This window comes from Streptomyces sp. NPDC042002 (assembly GCF_055588305.1).
Window position 1 is genome coordinate 156831 of record NZ_JBVJCT010000011.1, and the last position, 14423, is coordinate 171253.

The 14423-nt window shown below is 73.8% G+C and carries 12 protein-coding genes; all 12 read right to left on the reverse strand.

The annotated features are described in order from the left end of the window. Nucleotides 1–16 precede the first annotated feature (16 nt). Entirely contained in the window at nucleotides 17–1585 is a 1569-nt protein-coding gene (locus ACZ6KY_RS19005; RefSeq protein ID WP_469311420.1) for an amino acid adenylation domain-containing protein, read from the reverse strand. Further along, nucleotides 1582–2382, reverse strand: a complete 801-nt coding sequence (kamE, locus tag ACZ6KY_RS19010; RefSeq protein WP_469311421.1) for a lysine 5,6-aminomutase subunit beta — start codon at nucleotides 2380–2382, stop codon at nucleotides 1582–1584. Before kamE ends, ACZ6KY_RS19005 begins: the two co-directional genes overlap by 4 nt. Further along, complete coding sequence (gene kamD / locus ACZ6KY_RS19015; protein WP_469311422.1) at nucleotides 2379–5117, reverse strand: lysine 5,6-aminomutase subunit alpha; 2739 nt, start codon at nucleotides 5115–5117, stop codon at nucleotides 2379–2381. The genes kamE and kamD overlap by 4 nt, the downstream gene beginning before the upstream one ends. After that, complete coding sequence (locus tag ACZ6KY_RS19020) at nucleotides 5114–6508, reverse strand: KamA family radical SAM protein (protein WP_469311423.1); 1395 nt, start codon at nucleotides 6506–6508, stop codon at nucleotides 5114–5116. Before ACZ6KY_RS19020 ends, kamD begins: the two co-directional genes overlap by 4 nt. A gap of 121 nt (nucleotides 6509–6629) precedes the next feature. Next, a complete protein-coding gene (locus ACZ6KY_RS19025) occupies nucleotides 6630–7124 on the reverse strand; it encodes a GNAT family N-acetyltransferase (protein ID WP_469311424.1) in 495 nt (164 codons plus the stop codon). Beyond that, the gene (locus ACZ6KY_RS19030) at nucleotides 7121–8167 is read right to left on the reverse strand and encodes a pyridoxal phosphate-dependent aminotransferase (RefSeq protein ID WP_469311425.1); all 1047 of its coding nucleotides are present in this window, start codon (nucleotides 8165–8167) and stop codon (nucleotides 7121–7123) included. The genes ACZ6KY_RS19025 and ACZ6KY_RS19030 overlap by 4 nt, the downstream gene beginning before the upstream one ends. Continuing rightward, on the reverse strand, nucleotides 8164–8568 hold the full coding sequence (locus ACZ6KY_RS19035; protein WP_469311426.1) for a cupin domain-containing protein: 405 nt from the start codon (nucleotides 8566–8568) through the stop codon (nucleotides 8164–8166). The genes ACZ6KY_RS19030 and ACZ6KY_RS19035 overlap by 4 nt, the downstream gene beginning before the upstream one ends. Next, on the reverse strand, nucleotides 8565–9893 hold the full coding sequence (locus ACZ6KY_RS19040) for an ATP-grasp domain-containing protein (protein ID WP_469311427.1): 1329 nt from the start codon (nucleotides 9891–9893) through the stop codon (nucleotides 8565–8567). The genes ACZ6KY_RS19035 and ACZ6KY_RS19040 overlap by 4 nt, the downstream gene beginning before the upstream one ends. Before the next feature lie 10 nt (nucleotides 9894–9903). Then, nucleotides 9904–10656 carry a GNAT family N-acetyltransferase gene (locus ACZ6KY_RS19045; protein WP_469311428.1) on the reverse strand — a complete coding sequence of 251 codons (753 nt, stop codon included), beginning with the start codon at nucleotides 10654–10656 and terminating at the stop codon, nucleotides 9904–9906. 31 nt (nucleotides 10657–10687) lie between these two features. Beyond that, nucleotides 10688–12007, reverse strand: coding sequence for an MFS transporter (locus ACZ6KY_RS19050; RefSeq protein ID WP_469311429.1), 1320 nt, complete (start codon nucleotides 12005–12007; stop codon nucleotides 10688–10690). Then, nucleotides 12004–13068 (reverse strand): SAM-dependent methyltransferase, encoded by a 1065-nt coding sequence (locus ACZ6KY_RS19055; protein WP_469311430.1) that lies wholly within the window; start codon nucleotides 13066–13068, stop codon nucleotides 12004–12006. The genes ACZ6KY_RS19050 and ACZ6KY_RS19055 overlap by 4 nt, the downstream gene beginning before the upstream one ends. A gap of 42 nt (nucleotides 13069–13110) precedes the next feature. Beyond that, on the reverse strand, nucleotides 13111–14421 hold the full coding sequence (locus ACZ6KY_RS19060) for a CurL C-terminal domain-containing protein (RefSeq protein WP_469311431.1): 1311 nt from the start codon (nucleotides 14419–14421) through the stop codon (nucleotides 13111–13113). Between the last annotated feature and the right edge of the window lie 2 nt (nucleotides 14422–14423).

Below are 14423 nucleotides of genomic sequence, written 5' to 3' on the forward strand. Positions count from 1 at the left end.
TCGTGTGGTGGGGTTGTCAGGGGATGGAGACCCGGGCGGCGCCCGGGTCCCGGCCGCCGGTGCGCGCCGCCACGAGGGCGGTCCGGTCGAGCTTGCCGTGCGGGGTGACCGGGAGCCGATCGAGATAGTGCAACGCCTGCGGCAGCATGTGGACGGGCAGCCGCCCGGCGAGCAACTCTCGTACCCGCGCCGGAGGGAGCGTGTCGCGGTCGGCGACGACGAAGGCGGCGAGTGCGGGTGTGCGGCCGGCGTCGTCGACCAGGCAGGCGGCTCCGAGCACCCCGGGCAGCGCTCGCAACGCGGCTTCCACCTCGCCGAGTTCGATGCGGAAGCCGCGCAGTTTCACCTGGCCGTCCATCCGGCCGACGTAGTGGAGGAAGCCCTCGGCGTCGGCGACCGCCCAGTCGCCGCTGCGGTAGCGGCGACCGCCGCCCTCGGGGGCCCGGGGGAAGCGTTCCGCGGTCAGTTCGGGCCGGCCGAGATAGCCGTGGCTCACGCCGGCACCGCCCACCCACAACTCGCCACGCTCTCCCGGTGGCACCGGCCGGCCGGTCTCGTCACGGAGTTGGACGTCCAGATGCTCCAACGGTCGTCCGATCGGGGTGCGTCCGGGACCGGCCTCGCGGAGTATCTCCGGGGTCAGCCGACAGTGGGTGACGTGCACCGTGGTCTCGGTGATCCCGTACATGTTGGTCACCGCCGCGCCGGGTGCGACGCCGGCCGCCCACCAGCGGCGGATGTCGTCGGGGACCAACGCCTCGCCGCCGAGGACGACATGGCGCAGCGCGGGCAGCCGCAGACCGCTCGCGGTCGCCTCGGTGACCAGGTTGCCGAACGCGGAGGGCACCTGGTCGAGCACGGTGACCCGTTCGGCCGCCAGCAGGGCCGCGAAGGCGTCCGGATCCGTGGCTGTCTCCTGGTCGACCACGACCGCCCGGCCGCCGTACAGCAGGGCGCCCCAGATCTCCCAGACACTGAAGTCGAAGCTCCACGAGTGGAACAGGGACCACACGTCGTCGGCCCCGCTGCCGAAGAGCGGCACGGCCGCGTCCAGCAGGGCGAGGACCTGGGCGTGCCCGACGACGCACCCCTTGGGGACACCGGTGGAGCCGGAGGTGTAGATGATGTAGGCCGTGTCGGGTGGGAGCACTGCGGAGCCGGGCACGGGCGGCCGGGCGGCGAGCCGGAGCGGTCCCAGTTCCGCCAGCGGTGTCTCGTCGGGTGCCAACGCCCCGTCGGTGACGACGAGTTGGGTGCCGGAGTCCTCCAGGAGGTGGCGCCGCCGTTGTTCCGGGTAGCCGGGGTCTATCGGCAGATAGGACGCTCCGGCCCCCAGGATGCCGAGGAGCGCGGCCAGGGCGTGCCGGGAGCGGCCCGCGCGCAGCGCGACAGGCTGCCCGGGAGCCACCCGGTCGCGCAGGGCACGGGTGACGGTGGCGGCCTGCTCGGCCAACTCGCCGTAGGTGAGCGGGCCGTAGGTGTCCGTAACGGCGGTACGGGCGGGTCCGCGGGCGGCCACCGCCCGGAAACGGGAGTCGAGGCGGTCGGTGGGGGCGGGGCCGCCTGCGCGGCGGGGCGGGGTCATACGGCGTCTCCGATCCGGGCCCGCGTGCCCGCGGCGACCTGGCCGTCACGGGCCGCGGTGAGGGCGTGGGTGAGATAGCTGGCAACGTCGTCGGGGGTCGTTCCGCGGCCGAAGACCCGGTCCGCGCCTATCTCGGCGGCCATCGCCGGATCGAAGCGCGGTCCGCCGACCACGAGCAGCGGCCGGGTGCGGCCCGCGAAGGCCACGTCCAGTTCCGCGCCGAGTTCGCGCACATTGGCCAGGTGGGCGTCGCGCTGGGTGACGGCCTGGGAGACCAGGACGGCGTCGGCGCCCTCGCTCACCGCCCGGCGCGCCAGGTCGGCGACCGCGACCTGCGCGCCGAGGTTCACCACGCGCATCGAGTGGTAGTACTCAAGGCCCTTCTGGCCCGCGAAGCCCTTGATGTTGAGGATGGCGTCGATGCCGACGGTGTGGGCGTCGGTGCCGATACAGGCGCCCACCACGACCAGTTCTCGGCCCAGTCGCCCGTGCAGCGTCTCGTCGACCTCCTGGGCGGACAACAGCGGGTACTCCCGCTCCATGACGTCCACCGAGTCCAGTTCCACCCGGTGCACGACGGGGCCGTAGACGACGAAGAAGGTGAACTCGGCGCCGACCGGGCGGGCGTGCACCAGCAGCGGGCGCTCCAGGCCCATCCGGCGCGCCAGTTGGAGAGCGGTCGCCTCGGCGAGCGGCCCGTGCGGCAGCGGGAGGGTGAACGACAGCTGAACCATGCCGTCGTCGGTCGTGTCGCCGTAGGGGCGGACCGCGGACGGTGGACCGGCGGGTGTGGTCATGGCTGGTCTTCCCCTTCGCGTTCACAGTCGAAGTCCGCGGACTTCTCCAGCAGTTCGATAGCGGGATTGCGGTATCCCGGGGCCCGTTCGGCGACTCCGTCCCGGCCGCGGCCGCCGTCGACGGGCCGGCGCATGCCGCCGAAGGTGCCCGCGGCGATGGCGTCCAGCAGGCCGCGGTCGCAGATCCGTTCCAGCAGGTCGACGGCCTCGCGCAGCACGTGGTCGGCACGGCGGGCGATCATCCCGCCGGGGGCGGGGCGGAAGTCCTCCTCCAGGGCGCCGGCGGCCTCCCTCACATAGCGGACGTTCTGCAGCGCCAGGTCCCGGTCGGAGAGGAACGGTGTGACGACCGCCTCGGTCATCATGCCGACGAGCAGGATGTCCTGCCGGGTCAGCGCACCGGCCAGGTTGAAGAACCCGTTGAGCAGGTAGCCGCGGAAGACGTCGCCCGTCATGTGCCGGGTCGGCGGCATCCACTTCAAGGGGGCGTCGGGGAACAGCTCACGGGCCAGCAGGGCGTGGGACAACTCCATGCGGAACGAGTCCGGCAGGTCCGGATCGATCTCGAAGGCGTGGCCGAGGCCGAGTTGGGCATCGCTGAGCCCGGCCTCCTTGCCGAAGTACTCGTTCAGCAGCTGACTGGCCGTCACGGTGTGTGCGGCCTGCACGGCGTCGGCGGTGGTGAGGTAGTTGTCCTCGCCGGTGTTGATCACGATGCCCGCGCGTGCGTGCAGTTGGCGGGAGAACCGCTGGTCGACGAAGGTGCGGACGGGGTTGATGTCGCGGAAGAGGATGCCGTACATCGAGTCGTTGAGCATCATGTCGAGGCGTTCGAAACCCGCCAGGACGGCGATCTCCGGCATGCACAGCCCCGACGCGTAGTTGGTCAGGCGGATGTAGCGGCCGAGTTCGGCGGAGACCTCGTCGAGCGCGGCCCGCATCAGGCGGAAGTTCTCCTGGGTGGCGTAGGTGCCGGCGTAGCCCTCGCGGGTGGCGCCGTGGGGCACGTAGTCGAGCAGCGACTGCCCCGTGGAGCGGATGACCGCGATGACGTCGGCGCCGCCGCGGGCCGCGGCGGCCGCCTGGCGGATGTCCTCGTAGATGTCGCCGGTGGCCACGATCAGGTAGACGAGCGGTCCGCGGGCCCCGCCCCATCGACTCACCAGGCGTTCGCGTTCCCGGCGGCGGGTGTCGATGACGCCCAGTCCGCCGGCCATGGCCCGGTGGGCGGTCCGCACGGCCGCGGTGGCCTCGGCCCCCTCGGGCAGCCGGAAGGACACGTCCCGGGCGGTGGCTCGGGCGGCGAGGTCGGTGAGGTCACGGCCCGCGCCGGTGCGCAGCGCGTGCCACACCGGCAGGGCGACACCGTGTTCGAGACCGACCTGGTCGCGTACGGCGTCCACCAGGCGGTTGGCCCAGGGGATGCCCTCGGCGTCGGCGCCGGAGAGCCCCGCCAGGCGCAGCGCGGCCCGTTCGACGGCGACGGTGGTGTGGGACCGCGCGAGGTCCACCACCGGGCGCCCGGCGCGAACCGCCAACTCCCGCGCACGGCTCACCAGCTGAGGATCGAGCCCGAGCTTGCCGGTGGGGGTGGCGGGCCGGTGGGCGACGGAGTCGAGGGCGGAGCGGGACTCAGCGGACCGGGACACGGCCGGGGCCCCGACCGGGGGGTCCTCGCGTCGCAGCCGCCGGTCGAACAGCCCCCGCACACCCGGGTTCGTGCGCACGAGGTCCAGCGCCTGCTGGGCGTGTCCGGGCTGGTAGCCGTTGCCGATGAGCATGGTGACGTCGGCCCGCAGGCCCTCGGCGCCGAGCGCGGCGGCGGGGAAGGACGTCGCCATCGAGAAGAAGATCACGGTGCCGCCGTCGCGGGTGGCGAGGATCGCCGCGTGTTCGCAGCCGGGGACATCGGTGCAGACCACGGTGATGTCGACCGGGCCGCCGCAGTCCGCCAGGCGCTCGCCGAGCGCGACCGCGTCGCGGGCATCGGCCCGCACGACCGTGTCGGCGAGGCCGGAGCGGGTGAGCGCGGCCTCTTCGGCCGCGTCGGGCACGACCCCCACGAGACGGCGGGCACCGGCCCGGCGGGCCGCCGCGAGGGCCAGGCTGCCGGACTTGCCGGCCGCGCCGAGTACCGCGACCGTGGGCGTGACACCGGTGCGGGCGGTGTGGTCGGCGACGGTGCGGGCGGTCAGCGCGGGTGCTCCGCACACGTCCAGGACCGCGAGGGACAGTTCGTCGGGCAGGTCGGCGGGGAGCGCGGCGGCGATCGAACGGCCGAAGAGGACGGCGTGCCCGCGGGCCGGTGCCCGCTCGCTCAGCCCGTCCCAGTCGCGCAGCCCGTCGGTGAGCGTCAGCGGGGTCAGGGTGAGCGAGACCAGGCTCGCCACCCGGTCGCCCGGCTTGAGGCCCAGCGGGGAGCGCGGTCCGGTCTCGGCCACGGTGCCGATCAGCATTCCGCCGGAGCCGGTCACCGGGTTGTGCATCTTGCCGCGCTCGCGCACGATGCGGCACACCGCCTCGCGCACGGCCTCCCCGTCACCGCCGTGGGCCTCGTGGAGCTGGCGGTAGGAGGCCGCGTCGAGGTTGAGGTGCTCGACGTCGACGCGCACCTCGTCCTCGTGCAGCGGGGCGTCGGGGTCGAGCCGGCGGGCGGCCTGGGGCAGCACCCCGGCCGGTTCCACGACCCGGTGCAGTCCGAGGGGCGAACTCGGCTCGCGAGCGGCGCCGTTCACCGGTCGTCCCCCGGCTGCCACTGCGCCCAGTGCGCCTGTCCCGCCTCGGGCAGGGTGTGCAGCGGGTCGTAGTAGTGGTGGACGCGGCGCAGCGCCTGCGGGTCGCCGTGCTCGACCGAGGTCAGGTAGTTCTTCGACCAGTCGGAGATGCCGAGTTCGCGGTCGTAGCCCTCGGCCTGGTGCACCCAGCGCTTGCCGACATAGGGCACGTCGCAGACCAGGCGGGGGGTGGCGAAACCGGGCAGGTAGCCCATGATGGCGTGCTGCAGGCGCTGGGCCTCGGCGAGTGGGAGCCGCCAGTGCTCGGCGGACGGCACGATGTCGCAGAGGTAGAAGTAGTACGGCGTGATCTGGGCGCTGTCGAGGAGCGCGAAGCACAGGTCGAGCAGGGCCTCGGGCGTGTGGTTGACGCCGTGCAGCAGGACGCCCTGGTTGCGTACGTCGCGCAGTCCGGCCGCGAGCAGTGCGCGGGACGCCTCGGCGACCAGGGGGGTGACCTGCTGGACGTTGTTGGCGTGGGTGTGCATGGCCAGGGAGACACCGCGCACGGACGCCTTGGCGGTGAGTTCGGCCATGCCGTCGAGGACGTCGGGGGCGAGCCAGTGCTGGGGCAGTCCGATCAGGCCCTTGCTGGCGAGCCGGATGTCGCGCACGTTGTCCAGGTCGAGCAGCCGGTCGACGAACGAACGCAGCCGCGGCCAGGGCACGTTGGCGACGTCCCCGCCGGAGACGACGACGTCGCGGACCGCGGGGGTGGCCTTGAGATAGGCGATCATCCGGTCGAGGCGGTCGGTGGGGCGCAGTACGAAGCGGTACTTGTCGACCTGTGGGGTGGAGGTGCCGACCAGGTCCATGCGGGTGCAGTGCCCGCAGTACTGGGGGCAGGTGGTGACGAGTTCGGCGAGGACCTTGGTCGGATAGCGGTGGGTGAGCCCCTCGACGACCCACATCTCGGCCTCGTGCAGGGAGTCGCGGGAGGCGAGCGGATGGCTGGGCCACCGGGGGTGCCGGTCGCTGGCGACGGGCAGCATGTAGCGGCGGACGGGGTCGGCGTACCAGGCGGCCGCGTCGGGTGCGGTGAGCGGGGCGACGGTGTTGAGGACCTGCGGGGTGAGCAGGATCGGCATCGTCGCGAACTGCTGCTGGTCGGTGGCGAGATCGGCATAGAAGGTGTCGTCCAGCCCGGCTCCGGCCACCTCGCGCAACTGTCGTACTCCCTTCACGCAGTGCGCGCGTTGCCACTGCGGGTCGCGCCATTGCGCGGCCGTGACGTGCCGCCAGGCGGGGAAACGGCGCCAGTCGGGCTCGATCGCCTCGTGGCGCCGGTAGCCGTAGGGCTGGGTCGGCGCGTCGGCCGCCTCCAGGGCGAGCGGCGGGGATGCGGTTCTCACGGATGCCTCGGTTTCTCCCGGCCGCGGGCGGCGGGTGGATCGGGGGCGGGCGCCGTGCGCCGCCGGGCGGTGGCGCACGCGGGTGTGCGGCGCCACCGGTAAGTCGTGGACTGGTGACCCGTCAGCCGGTGAGGGCGTACACGAGCGTGCCGTCGCGGTCCGGGCGGCGGTCGAACCCGGCTCGTTCCATGACTCGTTGGGAGGGAACGTTGTCGGCGGTGGTGGTCGCGAAAACGGTGTCGACACCCGGGTCACCGAGCGCCCGGTGGGCGAGCGCCGCCAGGGCCTCGGTGGCATAGCCCCGGCCGCGGGCGTCGGGATGCAGGTCGAAGCCGATCTCGACCGACCCGTCCTGCGGCGGACCGTGGAAGCCCATGCCGCCGACGACGAGGCCGTCCTCCTGCCGGATGAGTGCGTACATGCCCCAGCCGGGGCGGTGCAGTCCGGCCGCGTGGGCTCGCACGAGCAGACCCGCGGCCTCCTGGGAGCCCTCTCCGGGCGTGCCGCCGAGCCAGTCCAGGCCGGCGGCGCGCCCCTCCTTCAGCTCCTCGGCCTCGGCGGGCTGCACCTCGCGCAGCCGAAGACGGTCGGTGGCGAGGGCGGTGGGCTTGATCACTGGTGCTCCTGAGGGGGGTTGAGGGGTACGGCGAGGGGGGCGACGGTATCGAGCGCGTCCAGCAGGCGGCTCTGCTGCGGCGCTTCGCCGACGGAGATCCGCAGGTGACCGGCGAGACCGAAGCGGCCGGCGTCGCGGACGAGGATCCCGTGGTCCTGTTCCAGCAGCCGTTCGGCGGCCGCGGAGTCGGACACCGGCACGGCGAGGAAGTTGGTCACGGAGGGCAGGGCGTGCCGGCCGCGCGCGGCGAGGCCGGCCCGGAACCGCTCGCGGGCCACCGCGTTGTCCCGCCGTACGCGCTCCAGGTGGCCGCGGTCGGCGAGCGCGGCGACGGCGGCGGCCTGCGCGGCCCGGTTGACGCTGAACGGCATGGTGCCCTGGACGTCACGCAGCCGTGCGACCAGATCGGCACGGCCGACGGCGTAACCGATACGCAGCCCGGCCAGACCGTGCGCCTTGGAGAAGGTGCGCAGGGCCAGCACCGGTGCGCCGCTGTCGAGATAGTCCAGGACCTGCGGGGTGCCGGGCGGGGCGAAGTCCAGATAGGCCTCGTCCACCACGAGCGGGGTGCCGGTGGCGCCGGCGCGCTCGACCAGCAGGTCGAACGCGCCCCGGTCCAGGACGCCGCCGGTGGGGTTGTGCGGATTGCAGACGTAGGCGATACCCGCCGTGCCGAGGGCATCGGCCAGAGCGGCGACGTCCGGTGACGGGACCTCGCGGCAGCCGCGTCCGACGTTCTCCAAGCAGATCCGGTAGCCGGGGAAGGTGCCCGCGGTGGTGACCCCGGGGCGCTGCCGGTCGCCGAGGGACAGCGCGCTCAGCAGGACGAGTTCGTCGCTGCCATTGGCGACGGCGACCTCGTCGGCCCGTACGCCCAGCAGTTCGGCGATGGCCCCGGCGGGCGCGGCGCGCGTGGGGTCGGGGTAGACGCCGGTGGCATCGATCGCCTCGTGGGCCGCGCGCAGGGCATGCGGGCTCGGGCCGTAGGGGCTCTCGGACAGATGCAGCCTCAGCACCGTGCGGGGCACGGCGGGGGCGGTCACCGTGCACCGCCGAGCAGCAGGCCGAAGCAGTAACTCCCGGGCTCCGCCGCCAGAGTGAGGAAGCGGTGCTCGGCGCCGGCCGGGACGCGCAGCAGGGCGGGCGAGGTCAGCTCGTGCCGCTCGCCGTCGACGAGGACCTCGATGCGCGCGCCGCCGGCGTTGGGCGAGACGAGGAAGTAGATCTCGTCGACCTGGTGCCGGTGCGGGTCGGCCACAGGCCTGCCGACGAGGTGGGTGATGGAGCCGCCCGCGAGCTCGACCGGGACGCCGCCGAACATGTCGGCGGTGAGGTAGAAGGGCGCCGGGTCGTGATGCCCGGCCACCGGAAGGAAGCGCGGTATGTCGGTGCGGACTTCCGCTCCCGGGGGGCGGGCGGTGCCGTTCGGCGTCTCGGTGGTCATCGGGGGGCCTTTCGTCGGTCGAGGGGGCCGGAGGGTCGGCGGGCGCCGAGCTCGTGGGAGCGCAGGCTGCGTTCGCCGGGGCCCGCGGGAGCGCCGGCGAAGGTGTAGGTGAGCGCGTCGAGGGCCTTGTCGAGCACGTCGACCATCGCGGCGTGGGTGGCGGCGATGCCCCACAGGACCGCCAACTCGCCACTGGCGACACCTGGTTCGACGAGGGTGCCGGGTCGCACCCGGGTCTCGTAGCCGTCGAGGCCGGGCAGGGCGAGTGCGTCGGCGACCCCGTCCACGCGGGTCAGCAGACCGCCGTCGGCGGGTGTCGGCACGGCACGGGCGAACACCACCCGGTCCTGCGGCACCCATGTCGTGGGCGCGGGTCCGCCGAGCGCGAGGCCGGCCGCAAGGGCCACCGGGTCCAGCCCGCCGGCGAGCCGCCCGAGCCCGGCCTGGAAGCCGCCCAGGCGTCCGTTGACCTCGATCAGCCGCGGGCCGTCCGCCGTCAGCTTGACCTCGGTGTGGGTGACGCCCGTGCGCACACCGAGCGCCCCGACCGCACGGCCGGCGAGGTCTGCCACGGCAGCCTGCTCGTCGGCCGCGAGCAGGGCCGGCCAGTAGTGCCCGACCTCCCGGAAGGGCGGCGCCAAAGGGAACTTTCCGGTGACCGCCCAGTGCGTGACCCGGCCCTCGACCACCGCGCTCTCAACGGAGACATGGTCGCCGAACGGCGCGCGGTCGACTCCTGCCAGGTACTCCTCCAGTACGAGGGCCCCCTCGCCACCGGGGCCCGCGAGCAGGCGCTCGGCAAGCGCGGAGCCGGTGGCGGCGTCGCGCACCAGATGGGTGTTGCGGCTGCCCTCGCCGCGAGCCGGTTTGAGGACGGCCGGGAGACCGACCGCGGTGAGCGCGGGCGCCCAGTCCCGGGGGGTGCGCAACAGCGCCGTGCGGACCGGGTCCACACCCCGCTCGCGCAGCCTGCGCCGCTGCTCGTACTTGTCCGTCAGCAGTCGTACCGTCGCCGCGTCGTGGTACGGCAGCCCGAGCCGAGCGGCGAGTTCCGCCGTGACGGCCAGCCTGCGCTCGCTGTAGGTGAGCACGGCGGCCGGACGGTGCGCGCGCAGCCGTGTCGCGGCCTCGTCGAGATCGGCCGCGTGGTCTCCGTCGAGCTGGACCACGGCTGTCAGATCCCTGAGCAGCGGGGCGAGTTGTTCGGTGTGGGCCGAGCGGCACACGGCGAGGACGACGTCGCCGAGCGGTTCGAGCCGGTCCACGATGTCCGCGGGCGCGACGGAACCGAAGTCGTAGACGACGGCGATGACGGGGCGAGGCATACCGGGTTCCTCAGGCGTCGATGTGGTCGGGGTCGGCTGCGAAGCGCACGCCGGACAGCACGGACGCCAGGGCGGGCGCGGCAGTCGCCGGCGGGCTCGCGGGTGCGTCCTGGTCCCCGGGTATGCCCGCGGCGCCGAACATGGCGAGCGCCGGCGCCAACCCCCCGATGTCCGCGTGGATCTGACGGTTCGCCTGCCAGACGTCCCGGTGCAGCCGGTAGCGGTCGCTGACGACCCGCTTCCCGCGTACGGCGTTGACCTGGGCGCCGTCCTGGGTGAAGCCGAACTTGCGGCACACGGCCTGCGAGCCCTCATTGCCACGTCGTACGACGGAGAAGGCGTCCTGCGCGCCCAGCCCGGCGAAGGCGAGCTCCAGGGACGCGGCGCGGGCGTGGCCGCCGAGGCCGAGTCCCTGGTGGCGCAGGCCGAGCCAGGAGGTGAGGAGCACCTCGCGGGTCGCCGCGAAGTCCCTTGCGCCGAGCGACTGGGAGCCGACGACCTCGCCGTCGTGCACCACGACCAGGTACAGAGTCCAGTCCGCGGGGCTCCAGTTGGCCATGGCGTTCCAGTGGCGTTGCAGGACGCGGCGGGCGACGGTGGCCGGATCGCCGTCCGTCCACTGCGAGAAGAAGGGCATGAAGCCCGGCGCGTGCACGCCCGTGGCGCCCAGGTCGGCGAGCGCCTCGAGGTCCTGCGGGGTCGGCCAGCGCAATTCGACGAGAGGGGTGCGCACGGTGATGCCGCTCAACGGCCAGTGCTGCATGACGGATACCTCCTGGGTCGGCGGTCGGTGGTCACGGGGTGGCGGCCACGGCGGCGGCATCGAGCGCGGTCCCGGCGTCGGCTCCGCTCTCCGCCGGATGCGGGTCCGGCAGGTCCGCGTCCCTCGGCAGGACGCGGCGCAGGGCCGGTCCCACCACGGCCACGGCCGTACTCGCGGCGACCAGCAGGACGACCAGCGGCAGCCCGTGGGCATGGGGCAGCGCGATGCCGGCGAGCAGGGGGCCGGCTACCGAGCCGGTGGAGACGGCGACCGACAGCATGGCGTTGACCCGGCCGCGGGCGCGGTCGTCGGCGAGATCGTTCAGCAGCCCGGTGACGACGGGGAAGACCAGCGCCTCGCCCACCGACAGCAGGAGGACACCGGCCATGGCCAGTACGGTCGCGGCGGTTCCGTGCTGGCGTCCGGCGACCAGCACGAGGGCCCAGGCCGCCGCCCAGAGGACGCCGGTCACGCCGAGCACCGTGCTGCGCCGTACCCGCTGCACCCGTTCGCCGAGGAGAACCTGGGTGACCACGGCGACGACGATGTTGACGGCGAACGTGCCCGAGAGCCCCTCGGCGCCGACCGCCCCGCCGGCCGTGAGATAGCCGGGCAGACCGCTCCTGAGCTGCCCGTACGACACCAGCGAGCACAGCGTGAGGGTGGCCAGCAGCACCGCGAGGGAGCGCTGCCCCAGCACCTCCCGGTACCCCACCGAACCCTCCGCCGCCTTCTTGGCCCCGCCGGCGCGCTCGATGCGGGGCAGCAGCAGGAGGAAGGCGGCGCCTGCCACCAGGAAGGTGGCGCCGTCGGCGACGTACAGCGCCATGAACCGGGCCGCGCGCGAACCGGGTCCCGAGGCTGCGGCCACACCGCCGACGAGAACGCCCAAGCCGGTCATCGCGTTGAACACCGCGTAGTCGGCGGAGAAGGCGAGGCCGCGCTCGCGGGCCGTGGCGGCACCTGCGTACAGGTAGCGCATGACGGTACCCACGCCGCTGATGCCGAGGCCGTAGACGACCGCCGCGGTGAGCGCCAGCGGTGCGGTCGTGGCGACCGCGTACAGCGCGGTGCCCACTCCCGCCACGCCCATGACGAGCGTGACGACCGGCCGGGGGGCGACGCGGTCGAGCACGGCTCCCCAGACGAGGCCGCCGGCCACCGCGGTCGCCGCCTGAACGGCGAGGGTGGCGGCGGGGATCCAGGACGCGAGACCGCGGACCTGGCTCAGGTAGATCCACAGGAACGGCAGGACCAGGCCGCCGCCGAAGGAATTGACCGCGTTGACGGCGAGCACCGCCCGGGTCCGGGAGGAGAACTCCCGCACCACCGCGAACGGGTTGGCGCTCATCGAGCCTCCAGCACGTAGAGCCACGAGTGCGGGGTGCCGAACGCGACCGTGCGCAGGGGGTGCAGGCCGGCTGCCGCGAACAGCTCCTCGTACGTCTCCTTGGTGTGCAGCGGAACGCCCATGAGCGCGTGCGCGAGTTCGTAGCCGAGGGAGAACACCGGCAGGGTGGCGGAGTCCTCGGCGCCGGGCCGCAGCATGGTGTCGGCGAGGACGAAGGTGCGGGCGGCCGGGAACGCCTCGCGCATCCGTGTGAACAGCTGCGGCCGGGTCTCGGGGTCGGCGAGCAGGTCGTGCAGCAGGAAGAAGCTCATCACCGTGTCCACCTCGGCGAGGGCGTCGCGATGGGCGGCACGGTGGCAGACGTCGAGGACATCGGCCTGGACCGCCCGGACCCGGTCATCGAGTCCCGCGTCGGCGATGGTGCGGTGGCCCAGCTCGGTGGCCGGTCCGCTGATGTCCAGGCCCAGGCCGCTGGTGCCGGGGCGGCCGCCGACGACCCGGCTGACCCGTGCCGAGATACCGCTGCCGAGGTCGGCGATGGTGTGGAAGTCGACGCCTTGGAGGACGTCGTCAAGAGTGCCGGCCATGAAGGAGCGGTCGTTCTGCCCCGAGCCGAGGGCGACCATCGCCTCGTCGCGCAGCAGGTCGGCACCGAACGTGGCCTCGCCGGTGGCGAGTCGGGCCGCGCCGGAGAAGAGGCCGCTGTATCCGCCGACCGCCCAGGTGAAGTAGCCGCGCATCCGGACCGTCTCGCGTCCCGCGTCGGTGAGGACCGCGGTGTCGCCGTCGTCCTCCAGACGCAGCCAGCCGCACACGGCGGCGGCCCGCAGCACCTCACGGACGACGCGCTCGCGCACCGCGGGCCCGGTCGAGCGTATGAACTCCGGTACATCTAGGGTCTGTTGCTCGGCAAGTCGGTCCAGGACGCCGAGCCGGTCCAGGGTGTGGACGACGGTGGCGGCGACGTAGCCGTTGAATGCCTGGTCGACTCCGATCGGGGCGGGAGCGCTGCCGTACCAGTCGGCGGGCAGGATGCTGGGTGGGGTGTGCAGGAGTGTCATCGTGATCCGATCTGCCGTGGATGCGGGCGGTTCTGGGGCGGGTCAGGCGGGCTGGGCCTGCGGCGGCCGGGTGACGGCGCCGAGAAGAGCGGTGAGTTCGTCGAGGAGCTGCCGCGGGTCTGCCGTGGTGGTGAGCGGTTCGTAGACGGCCAGGGCCAGCGCCCAGTGCGCGGGCCCGCCGCGCAGGCAGCAGCGCACCAGGGGCTCGTCGCGCAGCCGCATCGGCTGCCGGGCCGCCTTGAGCACCGCCTGCCGCAGATCCTCGGGGCCGCCGTCCGGATCGTCGACGAGGAGCACGGGACGGGCGCCGGCGTCGGGCAGGATGCGGGCCTGCCAGCGGCCGCCGGGTTCGCCGAAAACGGTGCGCAGGGCCGGGTGCCGGCGCTGGAGTTCGGCGAACGCCTCACGCAGTACCTCGGGTGCCGGCGGCTCTCCCGCCCGCACGCCGGCCACAGCCGCGTTGTGGTCCCCCGAAGAGCCGTGCCGCACCAAGTCGTAGAACAGCCAGCGCTGTTCGTACGGCGTCAGCGGCCGGTACGGCGCGGCGCCGACGGCCGCGGGTCCACCGGGGCCGCGGCGGCGGAAGGGGTGCCCGGGCAGGCGGACGCGGCGGCCGGGCCGGCCGAGCGTGGTGTCGACGTCGTAGCCGAGGCACCACAACCGGGCGAGCAGGTGCGCGGGCGAATCGGGATCGGCGGGGTCGAGGCCGAGCGGACCGGATGCCCCGATCCGCACCACCGGGACGGCGGGTACGGCGTCCGTACCGGCCGGTGCGTCGGCGTCCACGGCGAACGGGCCGGACTCGGTTTCGGTGGTCTCGGGGGGTCCGGCGGCCGTGCGCAGAGCGTCGGCGAGGGAGTGTTCCGCGCGGACGGCGGCTGCGGCGACGGCCCCGGCCCCGGTGCCGTGCACGGCGCGTGGGGTGACGAGGCGGGTGCGCAGCCACTGCGCCAGCCCGTACTGCACAGCGACGGTCCGTACGGTGTCCGTGTCGCCGTACTCGCCAGCCGGACGCAGGGCCTCGGCGACCTCGGGGAGATCGACGGGGGCACCCGTGAGGGGTGTTCCGTCGAGCAGGAGCAGGGGCCCGTCGCCCGGAGCGCGTACGGGGGTGGGCTCGGCCGCCTTCTTCTCCCGCAACAGGAGCGCGAGTTCGGCGGGCGAAGTGCCGACCACGGCGTCCCGGCAGGCGAAGCGTTCGCGGCCGGTCGCCAGGGTCAGGGCGACGCCGTCCAGGTCGGCGTCCGGCGTGTGCTCCAGCCATACGGCGAGGTTCTCGCGCAGTTCGGCCAGTGCCTCGGGGTCACGGGCGGACAGTGCCAGTACGCGCGGAGGGTTCTTCGGTGCGGTCACCG

Bases quoted from the DNA above. Each gene is read 5' to 3' on its own strand.
- ACZ6KY_RS19050 (WP_469311429.1), bottom strand. From the start codon at position 12,007: ATGAGCGCCAACCCGTTCGCGGTGGTGCGGGAGTTCTCCTCCCGGACC.
- ACZ6KY_RS19040 (WP_469311427.1), bottom strand. From the start codon at position 9,893: ATGCCTCGCCCCGTCATCGCCGTCGTCTACGACTTCGGTTCCGTCGCG.
- ACZ6KY_RS19005 (WP_469311420.1), bottom strand. From the start codon at position 1,585: ATGACCCCGCCCCGCCGCGCAGGCGGCCCCGCCCCCACCGACCGCCTC.
- ACZ6KY_RS19045 (WP_469311428.1), bottom strand. From the start codon at position 10,656: ATGCAGCACTGGCCGTTGAGCGGCATCACCGTGCGCACCCCTCTCGTC.
- ACZ6KY_RS19055 (WP_469311430.1), bottom strand. From the start codon at position 13,068: ATGACACTCCTGCACACCCCACCCAGCATCCTGCCCGCCGACTGGTAC.
- kamE (WP_469311421.1), bottom strand. From the start codon at position 2,382: ATGACCACACCCGCCGGTCCACCGTCCGCGGTCCGCCCCTACGGCGAC.
- ACZ6KY_RS19035 (WP_469311426.1), bottom strand. From the start codon at position 8,568: ATGACCACCGAGACGCCGAACGGCACCGCCCGCCCCCCGGGAGCGGAA.